This window comes from Chryseobacterium sp. Leaf394, from assembly GCF_001424105.1.
In the GTDB taxonomy this organism is placed as follows: domain Bacteria; phylum Bacteroidota; class Bacteroidia; order Flavobacteriales; family Weeksellaceae; genus Chryseobacterium.
Map to the genome: position 1 here is coordinate 1,894,108 of NZ_LMQH01000011.1, position 22,638 is coordinate 1,916,745.

General features: G+C 37.5%; 23 protein-coding genes. 11 read left to right on the top strand and 12 right to left on the bottom strand.

Features of this window, described 5'->3' with window-relative positions:
* Window positions 1-32: 32 nt before the first annotated feature.
* The 4 genes from ASG21_RS13320 to ASG21_RS13335 all read left to right on the top strand — a co-directional run bounded on the left by ASG21_RS13320 (window position 33) and on the right by ASG21_RS13335 (window position 3,396).
* Window positions 33-755 (top strand): ATP-binding protein, encoded by a 723-nt coding sequence (locus ASG21_RS13320; RefSeq protein WP_056080967.1) that lies wholly within the window; start codon window positions 33-35, stop codon window positions 753-755.
* Between the two features lie 152 nt (window positions 756-907).
* Window positions 908-1,438, top strand: a complete 531-nt coding sequence (locus ASG21_RS13325; RefSeq protein WP_056080969.1) for a hypothetical protein — start codon at window positions 908-910, stop codon at window positions 1,436-1,438.
* A gap of 64 nt (window positions 1,439-1,502) precedes the next feature.
* Window positions 1,503-2,402, top strand: coding sequence for a hypothetical protein (locus ASG21_RS13330; protein WP_056080971.1), 900 nt, complete (start codon window positions 1,503-1,505; stop codon window positions 2,400-2,402).
* Between the two features lie 262 nt (window positions 2,403-2,664).
* Window positions 2,665-3,396, top strand: a complete 732-nt coding sequence (locus tag ASG21_RS13335) for a hypothetical protein (protein WP_056080973.1) — start codon at window positions 2,665-2,667, stop codon at window positions 3,394-3,396.
* 538 nt (window positions 3,397-3,934) lie between these two features.
* Here ASG21_RS13335 and ASG21_RS13340 read toward each other — a convergent pair.
* Window positions 3,935-6,937 carry a LamG-like jellyroll fold domain-containing protein gene (locus ASG21_RS13340; RefSeq protein ID WP_056082404.1) on the bottom strand — a complete coding sequence of 1,001 codons (3,003 nt, stop codon included), beginning with the start codon at window positions 6,935-6,937 and terminating at the stop codon, window positions 3,935-3,937.
* A gap of 380 nt (window positions 6,938-7,317) precedes the next feature.
* Between ASG21_RS13340 and ASG21_RS13345 the strand changes: the two genes are divergently transcribed.
* The 6 genes from ASG21_RS13345 (at window position 7,318) to ASG21_RS13370 (ending at window position 12,193) form a co-directional block, all read left to right on the top strand.
* Window positions 7,318-7,887 (top strand): Crp/Fnr family transcriptional regulator, encoded by a 570-nt coding sequence (locus ASG21_RS13345; protein ID WP_056080976.1) that lies wholly within the window; start codon window positions 7,318-7,320, stop codon window positions 7,885-7,887.
* Window positions 7,888-7,967: 80 nt separating this feature from the next.
* The gene (locus ASG21_RS13350) at window positions 7,968-8,942 is read left to right on the top strand and encodes an aldo/keto reductase (RefSeq protein WP_056080979.1); all 975 of its coding nucleotides are present in this window, start codon (window positions 7,968-7,970) and stop codon (window positions 8,940-8,942) included.
* 143 nt (window positions 8,943-9,085) lie between these two features.
* Window positions 9,086-9,865, top strand: coding sequence for an SDR family NAD(P)-dependent oxidoreductase (locus ASG21_RS13355; protein ID WP_056080982.1), 780 nt, complete (start codon window positions 9,086-9,088; stop codon window positions 9,863-9,865).
* 118 nt (window positions 9,866-9,983) lie between these two features.
* Window positions 9,984-10,340 carry a hypothetical protein gene (locus ASG21_RS13360; protein WP_056080984.1) on the top strand — a complete coding sequence of 119 codons (357 nt, stop codon included), beginning with the start codon at window positions 9,984-9,986 and terminating at the stop codon, window positions 10,338-10,340.
* A gap of 91 nt (window positions 10,341-10,431) precedes the next feature.
* On the top strand, window positions 10,432-11,271 hold the full coding sequence (locus tag ASG21_RS13365; protein WP_056080987.1) for a Bro-N domain-containing protein: 840 nt from the start codon (window positions 10,432-10,434) through the stop codon (window positions 11,269-11,271).
* Window positions 11,272-11,284: 13 nt separating this feature from the next.
* A complete protein-coding gene (locus tag ASG21_RS13370) occupies window positions 11,285-12,193 on the top strand; it encodes an AraC family transcriptional regulator (protein WP_056080990.1) in 909 nt (302 codons plus the stop codon).
* 138 nt (window positions 12,194-12,331) lie between these two features.
* Here the strand turns inward: ASG21_RS13370 and gcvP are convergent, their stop codons facing one another.
* The gene (gene gcvP, locus ASG21_RS13375; RefSeq protein ID WP_056080993.1) at window positions 12,332-15,190 is read right to left on the bottom strand and encodes an aminomethyl-transferring glycine dehydrogenase; all 2,859 of its coding nucleotides are present in this window, start codon (window positions 15,188-15,190) and stop codon (window positions 12,332-12,334) included.
* A 460-nt stretch (window positions 15,191-15,650) separates the two neighbouring features.
* On the opposite strand from gcvP, the gene ASG21_RS20340 reads away from it, so the two are divergent.
* Entirely contained in the window at window positions 15,651-15,806 is a 156-nt protein-coding gene (locus ASG21_RS20340; RefSeq protein ID WP_185113729.1) for a hypothetical protein, read from the top strand.
* 48 nt (window positions 15,807-15,854) lie between these two features.
* Here the strand turns inward: ASG21_RS20340 and ASG21_RS13380 are convergent, their stop codons facing one another.
* The 10 genes from ASG21_RS13380 to ASG21_RS13425 form a co-directional block, all read right to left on the bottom strand.
* A complete protein-coding gene (locus ASG21_RS13380) occupies window positions 15,855-16,502 on the bottom strand; it encodes a DnaJ domain-containing protein (RefSeq protein ID WP_056080995.1) in 648 nt (215 codons plus the stop codon).
* Window positions 16,503-16,886: 384 nt separating this feature from the next.
* Entirely contained in the window at window positions 16,887-17,156 is a 270-nt protein-coding gene (locus tag ASG21_RS13385) for a hypothetical protein (RefSeq protein ID WP_056080998.1), read from the bottom strand.
* A gap of 195 nt (window positions 17,157-17,351) precedes the next feature.
* Window positions 17,352-17,690 carry a hypothetical protein gene (locus tag ASG21_RS13390; RefSeq protein ID WP_056081001.1) on the bottom strand — a complete coding sequence of 113 codons (339 nt, stop codon included), beginning with the start codon at window positions 17,688-17,690 and terminating at the stop codon, window positions 17,352-17,354.
* A gap of 12 nt (window positions 17,691-17,702) precedes the next feature.
* The gene (locus ASG21_RS13395; protein WP_128414330.1) at window positions 17,703-18,257 is read right to left on the bottom strand and encodes a sigma-70 family RNA polymerase sigma factor; all 555 of its coding nucleotides are present in this window, start codon (window positions 18,255-18,257) and stop codon (window positions 17,703-17,705) included.
* Between the two features lie 350 nt (window positions 18,258-18,607).
* Window positions 18,608-19,051 carry an SRPBCC domain-containing protein gene (locus ASG21_RS13400; RefSeq protein WP_056081003.1) on the bottom strand — a complete coding sequence of 148 codons (444 nt, stop codon included), beginning with the start codon at window positions 19,049-19,051 and terminating at the stop codon, window positions 18,608-18,610.
* Window positions 19,052-19,145: 94 nt separating this feature from the next.
* On the bottom strand, window positions 19,146-19,574 hold the full coding sequence (locus tag ASG21_RS13405; RefSeq protein ID WP_056081007.1) for a hypothetical protein: 429 nt from the start codon (window positions 19,572-19,574) through the stop codon (window positions 19,146-19,148).
* Window positions 19,575-19,604: 30 nt separating this feature from the next.
* Window positions 19,605-20,438 carry an SDR family oxidoreductase gene (locus tag ASG21_RS13410; protein ID WP_056081011.1) on the bottom strand — a complete coding sequence of 278 codons (834 nt, stop codon included), beginning with the start codon at window positions 20,436-20,438 and terminating at the stop codon, window positions 19,605-19,607.
* Window positions 20,439-20,748: 310 nt separating this feature from the next.
* A complete protein-coding gene (locus tag ASG21_RS13415) occupies window positions 20,749-21,612 on the bottom strand; it encodes a VOC family protein (protein WP_056081014.1) in 864 nt (287 codons plus the stop codon).
* A gap of 157 nt (window positions 21,613-21,769) precedes the next feature.
* A complete protein-coding gene (locus tag ASG21_RS13420) occupies window positions 21,770-22,006 on the bottom strand; it encodes a DNA-directed RNA polymerase subunit alpha C-terminal domain-containing protein (RefSeq protein WP_082482455.1) in 237 nt (78 codons plus the stop codon).
* 33 nt (window positions 22,007-22,039) lie between these two features.
* Window positions 22,040-22,453: an SRPBCC family protein gene (locus ASG21_RS13425; RefSeq protein WP_056081020.1), complete on the bottom strand. Its 414-nt coding sequence runs from the start codon at window positions 22,451-22,453 to the stop codon at window positions 22,040-22,042.
* Window positions 22,454-22,638: the final 185 nt, after the last annotated feature.

Consider the following 22,638-nt stretch of genomic DNA (forward strand, 5'->3'; position numbering starts at 1 on the left):
AACCTATTATCTTTGCCAAAAATAAATTTAAAATGAATCTGTACGACCTCATCATTCAGGACAAAGAAAAAATTACGCTCGGTGATGTTTTCCTTGAACCTCAAACTAAGACACAGTTTGTACAGTTGATAAAAGAACAGACCTACGCCAAAGAACTGATGGAATACGGGCTTCCCGTGAACAACAAAATCCTTCTCGAAGGCAGTTCAGGCTGCGGCAAAACAATGACTGCAAAGGCAGTTGCGAATGCATTGGGTAAAAATATCATCATTCTCAACCTCAGCAATATTGTTTCCTCAAGAATCGGAGAAACTTCTCAAAATATCAAAATGATTTTCGACAAAGCCGCCAGAGAACGTTCTGTTCTTTTCCTTGATGAGCTAGACCAGATCGGAAAAGCCCGCGGAAGCGATGACAAAGACGTGGGTGAAATGAGAAGACTGGTGAACACATTGATTCAGCTGATCGACTATTATCCCGAAAATGCGCTTCTCCTCTGCGCCACCAACCATGCAGAAATTATAGATACCGCCATCATCAGACGCTTTCAGCTAAAAATAAAATACGAAATGCCATCCAAAGAATTTCTGGATTCTTTTTACGACAGTATTCTTGTGAAATTCCCCCATGATTTAAGGAATATTGAAAGGAAGTTTGGGATTTCTTTTGCGGAAGCGAAGGATTATGCTTTTACGGTGGTGAAGGGGAAATTGATTGAGAGTTTGGAAAACGGAAATAATATTAAATCTCTTTAAACAACGCATTATCATCATATCTGGAAATAAATTTATTCTTTTAATGGACTCCTTTATTTATTTTTAAATTTGGATAACGAAATAATTGAAGCTACAAATTAGTTGCAATGCCAATAGAATTGACAAAACGAAAACATTGATAGAAACCTGAAATGAAATCAACAGAAGTTTATAGAGAAATCAATAGTCTCATTTTCCCAGGTTTAAAATCTTCTGGATTTATAAAGACAAAAAGTGGAATGCTAGGCTATTATAAACAACTTAAAGAATATTATTTGGTAATTTGGTTTCAATGTTCGAGAGATGGTTTTGACAAATATGCAGGTTCAAAATTTATAGTTGAACTCCAGATTAGTAAGACTAATGAAATAGGTCTGGATACTGTCATTAGGCATAGAATACCTTTCTTTTTGACTGAAACGGATTTTGCTGAAATCACTAAAACTGAAAATCAAATTAAGGACAAATTTAAAAAACCACAGAAGACCCATTATATTTTTAGTTTAGCAGAAGACATACAAAAGTGGTACAAGAAAAAATTTGAAAAAGCTGATAATACCTATAATAAATCAAGTGACATTTGGTTTGTATATTTTGACCAAACAGACGTTCAAAAATGGATAAACTTAATTAAGCCAATCCTAAATCGAATAATTTATGACTTTGAACAGACAGAATATTAATAACACTACAGCCTAAAAAGTACTACCAAAACGTTAGTAAATATCTTTACTCAAAACACAATAAATGAAAAATATTATAATTTTTGCTCTAATTTTCAGTCTTCTACCTTGTGATGCACAGGAATTTGAAAAAGTGTCTGTTTCCAAGACAGATAAATCCGAACTTTACATCAATGACGATAATTCTACAGAATTATTTTATTATAAATACCTACCGAAAACTAATATTAAAGGTGTTTTAGTTATTATTCCATCTGGTGGAGAACTCGTTGAAAATACATTAAAACAAATAACGCTTCACAAAATAGCCATTGAAGAAGGAATTATGGTCATTGTTCCATCCATAAACTGGGGAACAGATAATCGGGATGCAGAATTCAAAGTACTTGATAAAATTTTCAGTGAAATTGTCGCAAAGCATAAAGTATCGAAAGAGAAATTTATACTCGGTGGACTTTCAAGCGGCGCAATGATTTCTTTAACTTACGCAGAAAAGTCAACCAAAAATCCCGAAAAGTTTTTTCTGATTCCGAAAGGTATTTTTGCTTTAGACGCACCTTTAGACCAGGCAAGATTTTATAAATATTGCGAGAGAGAAATCGAGAGAAATATTTATAAGCCTGGAGTAGATGAAGCAGTATGGATTAAGAATAATTGGGACAGTATTTATGGAGGATCTCCGGAAAAATTTCCGGAAAAATATGTAGAAAATTCTATCTATTCTTATGGAGCAAAGGATGGTGGGAACGCAAAGTATTTAAAGAAGATGCCTCTTTTAATGTTTACAGATTTGGATACAGATTGGCTAATTGATCAAAGACATCGTGATTTAAATGATTGGAATGGAATTGACATCATCTCAATGATAAACCACTTAAAAATAATGGGAAATGAAAACGCTACAGTAATAGTTAGTCAAGGAAAAGGAGTTCGCTTAGACGGAACGAAAAACCCACATTCCTGATCAATCATGGATTCAGAAGTTTGCCTGAATTGGATAATGGAAACACTTGAAAAATAAAAAACAGCGCTTCCCTGTCGGCGCAAGCGTCTCGCTCTTGACCCACGTTAAGAAACGCAACCTCACTTTCCAATCATTAATAATCATCAACATAAAAAACCTCGCCCCCACGCGAGCTTTATCCTTTAAAAAAACCCTGACAAATAATTAAAATCCAAAAATATTTTTATATTTGTTATGCTAACAATTTAAACACAAATGACTTATGGCATCAACATCCGAAACCGGACATGCAAAAAACATTGCAAATTTCCAGACGTTAATAGAATTCGTTAAAGGCTACGGAGCAGCCTACAATCCGTCAAAACAAAGCATTCAGTTGCCCGCATTACTCGCTCTCAAGGCTTCCGCAGATTCAGAAATGGCAAATACTTTGTCAAAAAAGAACATTTACAAAAACAAAGTTGACGAAAGACAGTTGGCGTTCAGCAATATCGGGACGCTGGCCTCAAGATTAGTCAATGCTCTGGAAATAACAGATGCATCTGCAGGAAGCATCAAAAATGCAAAATCTTTCCGACAGAAAATATTGGGTAAACGCGCCACACCAACCAAAGAATCCACAGATCCCAATGCCCCTGATCCCAAAACCAATTCTGTAAGTCAGAAGTCTTTTGATCAGATCATTGAGCATTTATCAGGACTGAAATCAGTACTCGAAACAGAGCCCAGCTACGCACCCAATGAAACAGAACTGCATGTAGCAACAATTACAGCAAAAATTCAGGATTTACGTGACAAAACAACTGCCGTCAATACAGCACTTGCCGAACTCAGTACTTCCAGAATCAGCAGAAATAAAATTCTGTACACCGAAGAAAACAGCATTTATGAAACAGCCACCGCTGTCAAAAAATACATCAAATCCGTGTTCGGAGCAACAAGTCCGGAATTTAAACAGGTGTCGGGACTGAAGATTAAAGGTTTAAAAAAATAACCTGACAAAAAACGCTGGCCATTATTAACTGACCGGCGTTTTTTATTTCCATTCTGTCTCTAAAAGCACTACCACTCCTCCCAAAAGAAATGTAGCTCCATCCGAAAGCAATCATATTTTATCCAAAAGAAATTTCACTCCACTCTTTAGCAATATTGCTCCACCCAAAAACAATTATACTCCACCCAAAAGAAATACCGCTACACCCAAAAGCGATTATACTCCGACCAAAAGAAATATTGCTCCGCTCATAAGCAATCACGTTACCGCAAAATACTTTTTCTTTTCTGCAAATAGTAAAGAAATATCTTCAAAAAACAGCCAACCGTACACCGCAACATTCCACTCTCACAACGCATAACTTTCTTTCCATAAAAGTATTGACCTTATCACTCAACCACGTACCATTCCCTTCCTCTGGAGGGGTGGATTCGACCAAAGGGAGAAGACGGGGTGGTTTCCCACAAAAAAATCCTTCCAATAAATTGAAAGGATTCTTCTAATGAATATGAAATTAACTAAGTGTGCTCTTACCTTTTTATTGAATAATAATTTTAAAGTTGCTGTTCAGTTGGTCTCCCGAAACATTCAGAATATAATTCCCTGAAACTTTTTTCCCTGCAACATTCAGGTTGAAAACTCCGTTTCCGTTAGCTTTTACCTCTTCTTTAAGGATCACTTTTCCAGACATATCAATAACTGTAGCCGTAAGACTGGATTTTTTGTACTCAGGAAGTTTAATGTTAATCTGATCTTTTACAGGATTTGGATAAACCGATCCTACATTTTTACTGATGCTGAATTCCGCATTAGCCAGCACTGCCTGACTGTACAGGGCATTGATTTCAGCGGGAGTTAAAGCATAATTATACATTTTCAATTCATCAAATGCACCTCTGTAAGGAGCCGAAGCATTCGCCGTAGACTGGAACTCAAGTTCACCAATATTTCCGATCACGAAATCACTGGCTTCACCAATTCCTCCAACTGCAGTTTCGTCAGTTTCCGTCACGAATACACCGTTTCTGTAAATTCTGATCTTATGAGCAGTAATATCTCTCTGAAGAACCACATGCACCCATGTTCCGTTGAAATAGTTGGCAATAGGTGAAGTAATCTCCTTTTTAGTTACATCATCATCGATGGCAAATCTCAGTTGACCACCTTTCATTTCTACGTTAAAACGTTTCCCGGTTGCACCCGTTGCTGTATTTTTTGTAATTGAACCTTTACACAAAACATAAAGACTCGTTGCCGTAGACGTCGGAATCATACTTGCCGGAGCTTTCATCCAGTATGAAACAGTAAATGAATTGGTATTAAACATAATCTGATCCTGATGCGGAATACTCGCGATGTATGGAGTATTCGGCGAAGTTGCCAGATCAAGTGCGAAGTTTTCTTTCCCCGGAACTCTTACGCTTGCATTATCGTAAGCTACATTTAAAGTACCATGGTTGGCATATGTCGTTACGTCTGCAATCTGCTCGCCTTCAGTCGGTGCTTCAGAGAAAGGCCAGTTTCCTACAAGGCTTGGTGTGAGTGCACGGAAATTCCATACATCACCCGTTACAGAACCTAAAGCATTCGAAGCGTCGACTCTCCAGTAATAGTCGGTTGCTGTATTTAAATTATTCAGTTGATACGAAGGTGTGGCAGAGTAAGGAACAGTTGCCACATTCGTTAAATTCTGCGGATCTGTTCCGAAATGCACTGTGTAGCTGGTTGTATTTGTGCTTCCTGTCCATTTCAAAAGAATACCACCGTTTGCAAAGTCTACATTTAAATTATTATTGGAAGGAGTCGGAGTTACTGCTTTAGTTGGGGCTGAAGGTACTGGTGGCGTCGTTACAGATGCATTGTTGGAATATACAGAAGAATCTGTAGCATTCACCGCTTTTACTCTGTACACGTATTGGGTATTGGGTGTTAAGCCTGTCTCGTTATAACTTGTAGTATTTGCCGGCAATGTAGCAATTACGGTCCATGCAGTTCCGTTTGGTGAACGTTCCAGAACATAATTGGTTTCGTTGGTTGCATTATCACTCCAGTTTACTGTCAGTGAGCTGGCAGCAGGAGTTCCGGATGTCAGAGCATTGGTAAAATTCACAGCGGTCGGCGGATTGACGAAATCCGGAGCTACAGTATTTGGTAAACTGTTAATATAAACTTCAATATTTAAATAAGGTGCGTTCGTGGTACTTACATTTAATGCATCAGCAACGTTTGGATTTAATCCGTTTGCTGTTTCCCATGCATCCGGCATTCCGTCGTTATCCGTATCCAGAGGAGCCGGAGCACCGTAGATATGACCTGCTCCACCATTTACGAAACCGTACTGTGCAGCTAAATCAGACTGTACATAAACGTATGCAGCAGAAGCTCCCTTAGACTGTAAATCTGAAACCATAAGACCATCCACCTGATCACGTTTCGGATACGATGCACCAACATCCGCTACCACTTTGTCGTATGCCTGCTGAGCCGTCAATGTCGGATTTTTCATCGGATAATCATAAGCTGTCGACTGAATTGAATTTATATCTCCAACCGGATATCCCGTTAAATCCTGTGGAACTAAAGTTCCGTCCAGAGTTCCGTTTTTATTGTTATCAAAGTAATTTCCAGGACCGTACAGATTAAAATTCGCATTTCCAACACTGAATGGTGTTGTTACTGAACCACTTGTATGGGGACCTCCGATAAAATAGTTATTGATAATATTCACAAATGAAGCTCCGGCAGAATCACCTCCCATAATATAAGCTTCGCCGGATTGAGTGTGACCATAGGTGTTCCCGTAATTTCCCCAGTTGTAGACAACATTGTTGACGAATTCGTTGATTCCTTTTACTTTATTGTTACGGGTTTTGTTAGATGTATATAAATTTCCGATCAGACTGATTTTACCGCCTGCGGAAGGTTGCATCAAGCCGCCCGCGGAATGGTTGTGACGGTGTAATCCCTGCCCAAAAATAGAATTCTGAATGGTGATATTATCCGGACTGTTCCCGTTATTGTCCCAGTTGATAGAGAAGACTTCATCCGTTCCCCAGCTGAAAGACATGTGATCTAAAATAATATTGGCACCGTTTGAAATCCCCGATGCATCCTGATTCTGAGCTGTTCCGCCGTAACGGATACGCATAAATCTTGCGATTGTATTATTGGATCCTGAAAAAGAAACTCTGGAACCTAAAAATAAAATTCCTTCTCCAGGGGCTGTCTGTCCGGCAATAGTTGTATTGCTCGCTACAGCGATCACCGACTGTGGACTGATAATTCCGCCAACTTTAAAAATAACAAACCTGCCAGGCTGGCTCACTGCATCACGGAAAGATCCCGCACCGCTGTCATTTAAATTTGTAACCAGATAAATCTGAGGATTGGCAGCTCCTCTTGCCCCTGTAGTAAATCTTCCGAAACCGGTAGCTTCGGGAAATGCCAAAGTCTGCGCATCCATACCCGCCGTGGATAGTGTAATACCACAAAGCAAAAGTGATTTCAGGGTCTGCTTAAATAGTAAAGATCTGTCTTTCATAAATATTAATTTTGTGTTAACCAATCTACCCAGATTGACAAATTTGAGCATCCTGCCCCATCCTGCTACCCAATTAAAAATCAAATAATTACGTTTTAAATCATATAAACTACACTAAGTTAACTTGATATTAATTAGCTAGAAATCATTGAGGAAATTTGTAAATTCCTTTATCTCATTAATGTCAAATCTTATTTATTCTTAAAAGTGTAATTCAGCTTTTTCTCATTACTTACGTTCCTACCTTGAGTCTACAAAATGCTTTTTAAATTGCATATTTCAGAGCTTTAAAAATAAAATCAAAGTGAAACCAACTTTTTAAACACCATTTTTTGACAAATGACAAATGCGTTAAAGCTGCCAATTAATAACTTTGTAAAATGGAAAAATTTATTGAATATGTTTTGCAATTTGGTATTTTAAACCAACAGCAAATTGATCTCATTAAAAGTAAAGCCAAAGAAACGGAACTTCACAGAGAAGAATTCTATTGGGAAGCAGGAAAAACGGTAAGACAGATTGGTTTTCTAACTGAAGGGGTTATCCGTGTCTTTTATTACAACAACAAAAGCGAAGAGATCACACGCTATTTCATTGACGAAAACCACCTTATCTTATCCGGAAATACAGTAGATGAAGTTTACACTCCCTCTGAGTATCTGTCGGCAATAACTGAATGTAAACTTGTAGTATTTTCAAAACAGGACTGGAAAGATATTTCGAACACCATTATTGGCTGGGACAGCATCGTTCAAAAAATAATTACAAAACATCACAGCGAAAAAATTACCAGAAGAAGCGAGTTGGTTTCACAAAATGCCAAAGAACGCTATCTTGATTTCATTCAAAAGTTTCCGACGTTGGCGAATCGTGTACCATTGTCTTACATTGCTTCCTATTTGGGAATTACACAATCTTCTTTAAGTAGAATAAGAAAAAATATCCGTTAAAAAAATGCTTTTTGCCATTTGGCAAATGATATAATTTATTATTGTGTCAAATTTGTTTTATTAATTTTTAAGACAAAAAAATGGATACGAGAAAATTAGGAAACAGCGGATTGGAAGTGTCGGCATTAGGTTTCGGAGCGATGGGATTAAGTTTTCCACACGCACCATCAAAAGAAGAAAATATTAAATTAATTCGTGCAGCCGTAGAGCAAGGTGTTACATTTTTCGATACAGCACAAGGTTATGGCGAAAATGAAATATTGGTAGGAGAAGCACTGCAGCCATTCCGGAACAAAGTCGTTATCGCCACCAAATTCGGTTTTAAAAACGGTGATGTAAAACAAGGATTAGACAGCCGTCCTGAAAACATCAAATCCGTAGCGGAAAATTCGTTGAGAAGATTAAAAACAGATGTCATTGATTTATTTTATCAGCATAGACCCGACCCAAATATTCCTGTTGAAGACGTTGCCGGTACTGTTAAAGATTTGATTCAGCAAGGAAAGGTGAAATATTTTGGATTATCTGAAGCTGATAGCAATACCATTCGAAAAGCACATTCGATTTTACCTGTAACCGCTTTACAAAGCGAATACTCGATGTTTTATCGTGAACCCGAAAACGGCATCATACCGACTTTAGAAGAGTTGGGAATTGGATTGGTACCTTTCAGCCCTTTGGGTAAAGGATTTTTGACCGGTACAATCAACGCTGATATAGAACTGGATCAAAATGACCCCAGAACAATGTTGCCGCGTTTCACTAAGGAAAATCGCGAGGCAAATCAAGCATTAGTGGATTTGGTTGTATCAATGGCAAAAGAAAAAAATGCTGCTCCTGCACAAATTGCATTAGGATGGTTACTGGCTCAAAAATCTTTTATTGTACCCATTCCAGGCACATCAAAACTCTCCCGTCTGAAAGAAAATATTGGGGCAGTTAATATTGTACTGTCAGACAGCGAATTAAGAAAAATAAATATGGCATTAGAAACTATTAAAATTGTTGGTGAACGCTACCCGGTGTCACTCAGGAGCACTGCAGATAAAAAATAAGAATTCATAATAAATGGCAATGGCTGAGTACACCTCAGCTTTTTTTATTCCATCACCTTCCACTTTGGCTACAGAATTCAGAATTTCGGCTACATCCACCAGTTGTTTTCTACAGAACTTTGCTTCAACAAAAAATAACAGCAATGGATTTAAAAAACAGCACCATCCTCATCACCGGAGGAACCAGCGGAATGGGTTTGGAATTTGTAAAACAGCTCAGCGAAATTGGGGCTAAAATTATCGTAACAGGCCGTAACCTTGAAGCGTTATATGAAACGAAAAAGCAGTTTCCCGATGTGCATACTTTTCAAAGTGATGTGAGCAATCCCAAGGATATCAAAGATTTGTTTGACAACGTCACCACGCTGTTCCCGGATTTAAATATCATCATCAACAATGCCGGAATGATGCGTCTCATCGATTTGCAGGATCAGTCTTTAGATCTGGAAAATATCAACCGTGAAATTGCCATCAATCTTACAGGAACAATTCAAATGGTACATCAGTTTTTGCCTCATTTGCTCAAGCAAAAATCAGCAGGTATCGTTAACGTAAGTTCAGGAATTGCTTTTATGAGTTATTCACCTGCCCCGATTTACAGTGCCACAAAAGCCGGCATCCGCGCATACACTCAGGCTTTGCGACTTCAACTTGAAAATACAAATGTGAAAGTTTTTGAAATGATTCCACCGGGAGTGAAAACAAATCTCCAGAATGATTGGGTAAAACAACCTAATCCCGCAATGATGATGAATGCCGATGAGATGGTAAAAATATCCATTGACGGACTTCTGAAAGATAAAAAAGAACTGAAACCTTTTCCTATCAGAATTATAAAAATGGCCACCCGACTTATGCCGAATGTCCTGTTGAACTTTGGTCACAGGGAATTCAGAGAAATCAAAAAATTGAAAAGTAAATAATTTATTATTAATTCATGAATGATGTTTTAAACTTTTCGTTAGTTTGATTTTTTTTTAAATTTAAATATTAAAAAATTAGTGCATTCGTTACAAAAAATGTAGATTAAAAATAAAAACAATGGTAAAAAGTATTATTTCTCTGGTATTATTGCTGGTTTCAGTTTTTCTGGCATTCCAGCATGGTTGGGACACTTTGAATTACAAGAAACATCCCGAATCTTTAAAGATGATGAACGAGCTCGGCATCACTGAAACCATGATTCCCATCTTTGGTGGATTGACTATTTTGATTGGTATTTTGCTGATCATTCCTAAAACTTTTTTCCTGGGAAATATGCTTAATGCAATCTCGATTGTGATCATTATGGCATTGGCAGTGAGATCAGGAAATTTTAAAATGGTTTTAATGGAAATTCCGTTCTTGATTATGCCTTTGGTGTTGATCTGGTTGAAATATCCGTTTGTAAAATCTTAATAAAATTTGGATTTTTTCGAAGACAATAACTCATCAGTACAGATTTTTTACAGAGTATTTTTGTAAATTAGTGGAAACAAAAACTCAAAAAATGAAAGAAAACGCCGTAAAAATATTCGAGCAAAAGCAGGTTCGTACACATTGGGACGAGGAGGAAGAGAAATGGTATTTTTCTGTTATTGATGTGATAGAAATTTTGACTGGAAGCAGTATTCCGAAAAGGTATTGGAGTGACCTGAAAAAGAAACTTACCAATGAAGGAAGTCAAGTGTACGATAAAATCGTACGGTTGAAAATGAAAGCCGATGACGGAAAAATGCGCGATACCGATGTTGCCGATACCGAAGCATTACTACGCATTATCCAATCCGTTCCATCGCCTAAAGCAGAGCCTTTCAAACAGTGGCTTGCAAAAGTCGGTTACGAAAGAATGCAGGAAATCTCTGACCCTGAACAAAGCATTGACAGAGCACGTGAAAACTGGCAGAAACTGGGGAGAAGCGAAAAGTGGATACAGCAACGAATGAGCGGTCAGGATACCCGCAACAAACTCACTGACTACTGGAAAGAAAACGGTGTGGAAAAATCTGACGAATTTGCTTTTCTAACCAACATCATTCATCAGGAATGGACAGGTCTGAATGTAAAAGAGCATAAAAATTTAAAAGGTTTGCAAACTCAGAACCTTAGAGACCACATGAGCGAGGCAGAACTAATTTTTACTGCCTTAGCCGAACTCTCGACCAGGCAAATTGCTGAAGTTGACGAAGCCAAAGGAGTACCACAAAATGCCGTTGCTGGCAAAAAGGGCGGAAAAATTGCGAAAGATGCGAGACTTGCATTAGAGGATAAAACCGGCAAAAAGGTTATCACACCAGAAAATTTTCTGCCACCACCAACAGAAAAGAAAAATATCAGTAAAAAGAAGTAAGCATATAATTATAATGAAAAACGGCAGTCCATTCCGGATAAAATCTATCTCTGAAGTTCACAAAATTGCAGGACTTCCCCAGCCCAACCATCCTTTGATCAGCATTGTAGATGTTTCAAAATTTACAAATGATTCCGATGTGAATGCTGTGGTTTTTGATTTTTACGCAGTGTCTCTGAAACGGGGTTGTGATAATTTATTGTACGGTCAGCAGAAATATGATTTCGATGAAGGGTTGATGGCCTTTATGGCGCCCGGACAGATTTTGAGAGGTGAAGAAAGTGGGATTCCGCCAAACCTTGAAGGCTGGATGATGTTTATTCATCCCGATTTTTTGTGGAATTCTTCACTGGCAAAAAAGATAAAGCAATATGAATATTTCGGATACGCCACCAACGAAGCCTTGTTTCTTTCCGACAGAGAAGAAACGGTGATGAATGGTATCATTGAAAATATACGTGGCGAATACAATTCTAATATTGACAAATTCAGTCAGGATGTGATCATTGCCCAACTGGAATTGCTTTTCACCTATGCACAACGTTTTTATGAACGACAATTCATTACCAGAAAAATCACGAATCATAAAATTTTGGAAAGGTTGGAAGATGTATTGAATGATTATTTTAACAACGAAGATTTGGTCTCAAAAGGTTTGCCCTCAGTGCAACTGGTCGCTTACACGCTGAATATTTCAAGTAAATATTTAGGAAGTTTGTTAAAACAGCTGACTGGGCTTTCCACTCAACAGCACATCCACGAAAAGCTGATTGCAAAAGCAAAGGAAAAATTATCAACGACAGAATTATCTGTTTCAGAAATTGCTTATGAATTGGGATTTGAGCACTCACAGAGTTTCAGTAAATTGTTTAAAACAAAGACCCAGCAAAGTCCGGTTGAGTTTCGGGCGGGATTTAATTAGATAATGAATGTTTTTTGTAATTAAAAAAAATTAACCAGCAAGTAGAATTGGTTGTTCTGAATTATTAATCAATCAATTTCGTCTACAAAAAATCCCTTTCAAAACTGAAAGGGATTAATTATATAAAAAAACTTTTAATTACATATAAGCTTCAATCGGCTCACAAGTACAAACTAAGTTTCTGTCTCCGTAAGCTTCATCAACTCTTGCAACAGTAGCAAAGAATTTGTGCTCTCTTACCCAATCCAACGGATAAGCTGCCTTTTCTCTGCCGTATGGTTTATCCCAAGAATCAGAAATTACCAATTGCTCGGTGTGAGGAGCGTTTTTCAATACGTTGTTTGCCTGATCAGCTTCACCGTTGGCAATCTCATCGATTTCATGTTTGATGGCAATAAGAGCTTCTGCAAAACGGTCGATTTCAGATTTGCTTTCAGATTCTGTAGGCTCGATCATCAAAGTTCCTGCAACCGGGAAAGAAACCGTAGGTGCGTGGAAACCGTAATCCATCAGTCTTTTTGCAACATCAGCCACTTCAATTCCTAAAGATTTGAACTGACGGAAATCTACGATACACTCGTGGGCTACTCTACCTTCTGTATTTGAATATAAAATAGGGAAATGCTCCGCTAAGATTTCTTTTAAATAGTTTGCATTTAAAATCGCGTGCTCAGTTGCTTTTTTCAAACCTGAAGTTCCCAACATTTTGATGTACGCGTAAGAAATATTTAAGATCAATCCAGAACCGTAAGGCGCTGCAGAAATTCCTTCGATTGCTTCTTTTGAACCTACTTTAATGTTGGCATTGGTTGGCAAGAAAGGAACCAAATGTTTCGCAACACAGATCGGACCAACTCCAGGGCCTCCGCCTCCGTGAGGAATAGCAAAAGTTTTGTGAAGATTTAGGTGACAAACGTCTGCTCCGATGTTTCCTGGACTTGTATATCCAACCTGAGCGTTCATGTTGGCACCATCCATATAAACCTGTCCACCATGATCGTGAACCAACTGAGTAATTTCTTTAATATTGGCATCAAAGAATCCGTAAGTTGACGGATATGTAATCATTACACAAGAAAGGTTTTCAGAGTGCTGTTCCGTTTTTGCTTTGAAGTCTTCAAAATCAATTTCTCCGCTTTCAAGGTTTTTAACGACAACAATTTTCATTCCTGCCATTGCTGCAGAAGCCGGATTGGTTCCGTGTGCAGACTGAGGAATCAACACCACATTTCTGTGACCCTCACCTCTTGAGATGTGATATTCTCTGATCACCATCAATCCTGCATATTCTCCCTGAGCTCCAGAGTTGGGCTGAAGTGAAGTTCCTGCAAAACCAGTAATTTCAGAAAGATCTTTCTCTAATTCTCTGATCATTTCCTGATAACCGCCTGCCTGATTTACCGGTACAAATGGGTGAATACTTCCCCATTCTGCCCATGAAAGCGGCAACATCTGAGTCGCAGCGTTCAGTTTCATGGTACAAGAACCAAGAGAAATCATTGAATGAGTTAATGATAAATCTTTTCTTTCAAGACGCTTGATGTAACGCATCAATTCTGTCTCTGTATGGTATTTGTTGAATACTTCTTCCGTTAAGATCTCATCTTTTCTAAGATTTTCTTCAGGAATGCTGTATCCTTCTTTTATTTCTAATTTAAAAGTCTGCTTATCTTTAAACTGAGCGAAAGAAGCCATCAAAACATTCAGTTTTTCAAGCGTTGTACTTTCGTTGATCGCAATGCTGATAACGCCTTCTGTAAAATAGTTCAGGTTTAATTTATGATCAAGCATCATTCTCATTAATCTTGCTTTCTCATCTTCAGCCATCACGATTTTTACCGTATCAAAGATTGGCTCTTCAACTGTCTGATATCCTAAAGCTTTCAATCCGCCTTTCAAAGCATTGGCTTTAAAGTGAATCTGGTCAGCAATGTAGTTTAATCCCTTCGGACCGTGATAAACAGCGTACATTCCAGCCATAACCGCTAAAAGAACCTGAGCAGTACAGATGTTTGAAGTCGCTCTTTCTCTTTTAATGTGCTGCTCTCTCGTCTGTAAAGCCATTCTCAATGCACGTTTTCCGTACATATCCTGAGAAACGCCGATGATTCTTCCCGGAATATCTCTTTTGTAATCTTCTTTACATGAGAAAAATGCTGCGTGAGGACCACCATAACCCAATGGAATACCGAATCTCTGCGAAGTTCCAACCGCACAGTCAGCGCCCATTGATGCAGGAGATTTCAATTTAACCAAAGCCATAGGATCACAAGCAACAACAACCTGTAAGTCTAATTTTTTGTATTCAGCGATATCCTCTGTATAGTCTAAAACGATTCCGTTTTTTCCTGGATATTGCAGTAAAACTCCGTAATATGATTCGTCGAACTGGTGCGCTTTGTGATCACCTTCAACGATTTCGATTGCTAAACCTTCAGCTTTTGTTTTTAAAACAGAAACGGTTTGAGGTAAAACCAAATCAGAGATAAAGAACTTATTGGCTCCTGCTTTTTTCTGATCTTTAGTTCTGTTGTTGAAGAACATGTGCATCGCTTCTGCAGCCGCCGTAGATTCATCCAACAAAGATGCATTTGCCAAAGCAAAACCTGTCAGATCGCACACAACAGTCTGATAATTAAGCAAAGCTTCTAATCTTCCCTGCGCGATTTCTGCCTGGTAAGGCGTGTACGCTGTGTACCAGCTTGGGTTTTCAAAGATATTTCTCTGAATCGCCGATGGCAACAGGGTATTGTGATATCCAAAACCGATATAGCTTGTATAGTCAGTGTTCTTAGCCGCCAGTTCTTTCGAATGGTTCAGCATCTGATATTCTGAAAGCGGTTCTGAAATGTTCAGATCATTTTCTAAACGGATTGATGATGGAATGGTTTGAGAAATCAATTCTTCGATACTTGAAACGCCAACTTTTTCCAACATTGCCTGCTTATCGGCTTCGTTTAGGGAAATGTGACGGCTCACAAACTGCTCTGTATTCATTTTTATATATTAGATTTTGTTTGAAAAAAAAGATTCGTAAAATTACGATTTTTAAAATGATTTCACAACCTAAGTCGCTGTCAGAGATTGGCTTTTTGCAATTGGCTTTAAAATCGAAGTTTTTAATCTTTCAAATGACCGGTTGTGAATGATAATCCGGAATTTATTTAAATCTTCTATCGGAACGATTTGAGTTTATTAAGTTGTTGATAGAAGCCTAATTTGAATACTAAAGACATTTGGGTTTTGCTTATTAGCGGTTCTTAAGTTTCACAAAGCCGTTTGACATCGTCGAATTTTCGATCTAACTTATAAAAGCTGAAGGTTTTTTTGTGATTAATTAATGAAATCATCTATAAATTTTCCCACATAATATTGTCTCAAATCCTTTACTAATCAGCTATTAAAGAAATTTTAAATTTTATTAATTATATTTATTCTAAATTAATATATTTGCAGTATGAATAACATTACTCCGTTTAAAGTTCCGCCATTGGCTCCGGTATTTTCTTTCACGAATGAAGAAATGTTCTGTGGCGACAAAAAATCTTGCTGTAAAAAATTCAAGAAAGGGAAACGATGCAAAAAATGTCCGGGAAATAAGAAACTGGCTTAATTGGGTTGGAGTGTTTTAGTGTCTGAGAGTTTTTGGATTTCTTAAAACTTAAATAAAATTGCTGATCCAGAAATAGATAGCAATTGCCAGAATGATAATTCCCCAAATCAGCAACATAATCTTTGGATAACCTCTTCGGTTGATAACCGTTCTGGGTTGTGGCTTAAATAATTCCTCCGCTCTGTCTCTGAACTTTTCTCCGTCAGATTCAAAAACTTCCGTTATTGTAATTCCCTGAACAACAGTTTTGTGCAAAAGCGAATTGGTCGCATGCAGCAACAACTGAAATTTTCCGTTTTTAAATTCTGTGATCTTAAAAATTCTTTCTCCATAAGCCTTTTCCAAACCAAACGGTAAAACTTTCACCACATCAGCATTCTGTGTCTGCCATGTGATGATGATTTCCTCACCTTTTTTCGCATGAATTTTATTCGCCGAAAAAGTTTTAATTGAAGGCGGAACCGTGTATCTGAAACTTTTCTGAAGACTTTCTAAATTCTGGTCGTAAGTAATCCTTCTCCCTTTATCGCTCAGCGTTTCGTACGCTTCTTGAATTTCTTTAAAACGTTCAGCAAAAAAATCGTCGTTTTGATTTTTATCAGGATGGTATTTTAACGAAAGTTTTCTGTAGGATTTTTTGATGTCTTCATCCGAAGCATCACGAGAAATCCCGAGAAAATAGTAGTAGTCTTTCATTTAGGCTAACAAAAATAAGGATTTTGTTCTTGCGGGCAAAAATAATGATGCCACGAATGCACGAATTTTATCAAAACGAACGTATTATTTTAACGAAAAGGTCGGTAAGATATTTTTTAGGTTTTTTGTGCATTTCTCGTTCGCAAAGACGTTCTAATCAGCAAATGACAGCAGTGTTAGTTAGTTTTAATTTTGAGTGAACGATTATCGTATTTGTTATTCTGTCAAGAATCTAAGAATTCATTTATCTTCGTCGTCAAGATTCCTCCGGAATAACAAACTTTGTTTTGATTTAAATTTAAAGAAAATTCGTGCATTCGTGGCAAAAAAATTCCGACACATTTTTTGCGCCGGAACTAAACAATTTCATTAGTTACTTTCTATTTATGCTTCTGCAAAATCTTCTTTTCTCGCATCTTTTCTGCAACATCTTGAAGCAAATTCTTTCTTAAACTTTCCTTTCAGTTCCTGATACTGCTCCTCATCCATTTCTCTGATTTTGTCTGCCAGTCCGAAAGGTGATTTTTCTTTGATTCCGTATTCATTAAAAATACCTCTTACAAATCTTTTTCTTTCAATTACTTTTTTGGCAACCATTGCAACTCCGGCAACGGCAAGTGCTCCAAGAACACCTTTTAATACTGAATTTTTCATTTTCTTAAATTTTAAATTTTACTACTTCTTGTTTTTTTATAGAGACGAATTTGTTTTAGTTTTTACTTTACTACTTATTTTAAATTCATCAAAATTAATTTCGCAAATCCTTCGACAAGCTCAGGATGACATCAATAATGTTGTTAATGAAGAAATTTTCCTCCCTTTAGGGTTGGGGAAAGAAAATTCCTGAACCTATTCGTTATTTCTGTTAAAAAATCCTGTTGAACATTTCTGTCTCCAGACTTCTTTGAATTTTTCCTTCTCCTCGTCAGACATCCCTTCCATCTTATGCTGCAGATGTTTCTCTTTCATATCTCTCATTCCCCTCCCGAATTTCCCGTGAAATCCACCAAAAAGAATTTTACTCAACACCAGAATTCCCATCGCCTGCCAGTAACTGATAGTTTTCACACCAATTACTTCGGGTAAAATGCAGTTCCAAAGCCACATTACAATCAGCGCAACGGCAAGGAAAATTAAGGGCGGACATAAAATTAGAAGTGCCCAGCTTTTTTTATATTTATTGTTCATTTTGTTTTATTTCTAATTATTTAAATCTTCGTACAACTGTCTCAGTCTGTTTCTCAAATGCTTTACTGCGTAATTTTTACGGCTGATGATCGTTTTGATATTTTCTCCCTGTTCATCAGCGATCTCCTGTAAAGTTTTATCATTGAGTTCGTTTTCCATGTAAACCAGTTTCTGTTTTTCCGGAAGTTCTTCTAAAGCTTCAAACAGTTTTTTCCAAATTTCATCCTGAAACATCTTCACATCGGGTCCCGCACTGTCGTCCAGCAACAGAATATCTTTTATCGAAAACGATCCGTCTTCATCTTCATAGACAAAATCTTCAAGGTTTTCAGTTTTCTTTTTACGGTATTTGTCAATGATTTTGTTGGAAGTAACACGATATAACCATCCGCCGACATTTACGATTTCAGAAAGATTGGTCAAACTGCTGAACTGATACCACACCTCCTGAAGAATATCTTCCGCATCTTCGGTATTTTTCACTTTCGGGCGAATGAAAGACATCAGTTTTCCACCGTAGTTTGATACGGTCTGCGAAATAATGTTTTCCTTTTCCTTCTGTGGCATTGTTATTTTCTCGGCAATCTCCATATTGCTATGACGATTGTTGTTTTTGTTTTACTTTAATGAATGTAAAGATTTTTTTTGACATTTCAATTTTTCGTTTGTTAATCGTGTTTTGTACCATATTTTTTTAAGGAGCTATTTCCAGCTATCCACTATATCTTTTTTGCATTGGTCTCCACTTCGTTCCGTCCAACGCAAAAAAGGATGCCGTTTCTATCTGGGCTATGACACGACTTCGCCAAAACATTTTTTTAGATATCAACATAAAACTTCTAAAAAAAACAAACAACCCTGCCAGCGTTCGAAACGCTGGCAGGGTTGTATAATTGAACTGTAATTAAAAATATATTTTACTTCGCTTCTGAAAGATTTTTCACAACTTCCAGACCTTTGGTAAAACCATTCTGCATGTGCTCTTCCCAATCTTTTTCGGTCTGAACTTCCACATGAAGTTTGGTTTTGCCATCATAGTCAATGAGAATATATTTTTCAAAACATCCGCTCCATTGCTTGATTTCCATGCTTTCGGTGTCTTCCACTCCATTTTCATCAATCATCCCAAGATGTTTGAAAATCATCTGATCAGGTTCTTCAATACTGTCGATGGTAGAAACCATTCCTGCACCTTTTTGATTTACAAAATAGGTTCTGCCACCAACTTTCCAGTCGGTTTTCATTTGCGATCCCGGACCGAAAAATTGAGTCCATTCGCTGTAGGTTTCTTTTCCAAATAACACATCCCAAACTTTTTGCTTGGGTGCGTCAATTACGGTTTCATAAGATAGTGTTTCCATATTTTTTTAATTTTAAGCAGGTTTCACAGTTCAGGTGTAAAAATCGCGCAAATTTCCCAGTGGAATTAAGGACAATTCTTGCTAAGAGGACTGATCACAGTTGATTTTCAGACAGATGCTTCACATTCTGAATTGCCATTGGAATTTTTTCTTCAAAGAAACTTTTGAATTCTTCTGAAGTGTTGATTTCCAATCTTAATTTGGTAGAATAATCAGTCTCTTCAAGAAAGTAAGATTCTGTAGCATCACCCCAATCCATCGGAGTTTCGATACCGCTGTAGATTTCTCCTAAATGTAGAAAAACCATTTCTTTCTGAGGTATATTTTTCACCACTCTGCTGAACATTCCGTTGTTATCAGGATCTAAAAACTGTACTTTGCTGTCTTCTTCCAAAGTTCCTATGTAAAAAGAGCCTTCTGTGAACGCCGATGTCCATTGACGGTAAGAAAACTCGTCCCAAAGCACGCTCCAGACTTTTTCGGGAGCGGCATCTATTGTTATTTCAAATTTTAAAAGTTCCATGTTTTGAAGTTTAGGTTTAGATTCAATGATTTATCCTCCTACAAAATCTCCGCCGTTAATGTGAATAATTTCTCCGGTGATAAAACTTGAATCTTCTGATGCAAGAAAAACATAAGCCGGCGCAACTTCAGAGGGCTGACCTGCTCTTTTCAAAGGAGTATCTTTTCCGAAAGATGCAATATCTTCAAATGTTTCTTTCACTAATGGCGTCCAGATTGGACCCGGGGCAACGCCATTTACTAGAATTTTCTTTTCTGCTAAATTGACGGAAAGCGATCGGATAAATGTCGCAATTGCACCTTTTGTCGAGGAGTAGTCGATAAGATGATTGCTGCCACGATAGGCAGTAACCGATGTTGTGCAGATAATTCTCCCGCCTTTATCCATTAGTTCTAAACAATCTCTGGTGAAAGAAATCATGGAAATAATATTAACATCAAACGTTTTTGCAATTTGGTCATCCGCTATTTTTTCAAAATCCGTTTTCGGAAACTGAATTCCTGCATTATTAACTAAGATGTCTAAAGTTTTCCACTGTTTTTTAACCCGTTCAAGACATTTTGTTCTGAATGCTTTTTTAGAAATATCACCTTTCATCAGAAGGCACTGCTGGCCTTCTTTTTCAACGAGTTTCTGAGTTTCCCTGGCGTCCTTGTCGTTTTCCTGATAGATAATGGCAACATCAGCACCCTCGCGGGCGAAGTGAACTGCTACAGCCTGACCAATTCCGCTGTCTCCACCTGAAATGATGGCCTTTTTATTAAGTAATTTTTTACTTCCGAGATAATTTTTACGGATAATCTCCGGATGAAGTCCATCTTTCGGGACTTTTGATAATGATTTTGACTTGTTCTGCGTCTTCATAGGCAAATCTTTTTTCCACTGATAACAACAAACGGCAAGCCGAAACGAGGTGAGGGATTCAAGATTCAAGATTCTAGATTCAAGATTCAAGATTTGAGATTTGAGATTCGAGATTCGAGATTCGAGATTTGAGATTTGAGATTTAAAGAAGTAAATATTTTATTCTGTGGAATCAGTCAAGTATTGCTTATTCATCATCGCTTGAAATTTTCTTCAATATCCGATACCCGAATTCGAATCTTCTATCTAAATTTTGTAAAAGATAACCCGCTCCCAAATCCCGAATCCAGAATCCAGAAACCTGTATCTCTTAACTCATATAAGCGAGCTCCAAATCCTTAATTACAATTTTCTGCATTTTCATCATCGCCTGAACGACTTTGTGTGCCTTTTCCTGAACAGAATCATTCATCAGCTGAATCAATTTTTTGGGAACAATCTGCCAGCTAACGCCAAACGGATCTTTCAGCCAGCCACACATGCTCTCTCTGCCGCCATTTTGGGTTAAAGAGTTCCATAAGTGATCGGTTTCCTCCTGGTCATCGGTCATTATCACGATTGAAATACCTTCATTAAAATCAAATTTATGGTCATAAGAATTGTCCATACAGAAAAAACTGTAGCCGTCTATTTCAAAATGAGCGTGCTGTACATTCTCCGGAACTTCATGATTTTCATCACCTACACCTTCTCCATACTGTAAAACTCCTCCAACCTTGGAATTCGGGAAAATTTCAGTGTACAATTCCATCGCTTCCATAGCTTTTCCGTTGTTTTGATGAATGAACATCAATGTTGGAATCAGTTTCTGATCGCCCTGTTTTTCGCCCAGATACAGTTGCCACGTAGTTCCAAACTGATCTCTAACCCAGCCATATTTTTTGCTCCATGGATATTCTCCAAGATCCATCAGAACGATTCCGCCATTGGATAACTGATTCCAGTAATTCTGAACCTCATCTTCAGTTTCACACAATACCATGAAAGAGATTGAAGCGTTTCTTTCAAACTGCGGACCGCCATTTAAAAGCATTAATTTCTGCCCGAAGAGTTCAATATTCATTACCACGGGAGTATCAGCAGTGACTGTTCCGTTGAAAACTTTACAGTAAAATTCTGCAGCTTCTTTTGCGTCTTCATTGTGCCAGAGACACGGGAAAATATCGTTGTTCATATTATTTATTTTTTCTAACTCATTATTAGACGCCGAATTGCACGCGCCCCGACCTGAATGGAGCTCTTTTTGTAAGCCAGGGAAAAAGCAAGGAACAAAAAAGCGGGAATGGAGGGCGGATAAAGGCGCCCTAAAAATAACAATTTTAGCCGACAGATTAAGGTTTGAAGGAGAAATGATGATGATTCATATATATCTTCAGCTTTTCGACTGAATTTTTCCCGAATCCATGAAATTGTAATATTTCTTTTTCTGTATAATCTGAAAGTTTTTCCAGAGAATCTATTTTTTCTTTTTGCAATGCTCTTCTCGCAGGCATAGCAACCACTCCCTTCAAAAAATCTCCTGAAACTTCATGACAGTCACTACAAAAAGGTTTTAAATATTTTGCCATAATTATCAGATTGATCATGACTGAAAAATGATGCTAATTGTTTTCCACGTACTTGTGGAAGTTGTTGAGTATCGCATACCAACCTTCACGCTGCATTTCTACAGAGTTTTGCGTTTCAGGATCGAAGCTGATCTTCACCTTCGTTGTATTTTCGTCTGCTTTTTCAAAAACGATTTCGACGTTTCTGCCATCTTCCATGTGGTATCTGATCAATTCATTTTCCTCTACTTCATCGTAGATTCCTACAAAATCAAATCCGAAACTTCCGTCTTTGGCTTCCATTCTGTTGTTGAATTTCCCACCCACTCTGAGGTCATTTTCAGAACTCAGGCATTCCCATGATTCGTGGGCAAAATTCCATTTTACGATGTGTTCAGGATCATTGTAGTAATCCCAAACTTTTTTTACCGGAGCTAAAATTGTGATGTCTATTTTTATCTTTTCCATATTTTATTTTTCTGAATATCTGTTACTTGGAGTACTATTTAATTTAACGCAAAGTCAAAACAGAGAATTTTAAATTTTAAGCGTTTTTAAGTAAGACGAAGGCGTAAACTTAAAAAAGAAATACAAAGCTTTTTAATGATGACGGTTTGCGGAAAATCATAATTTCTTCAAATATCTTTTTTTTT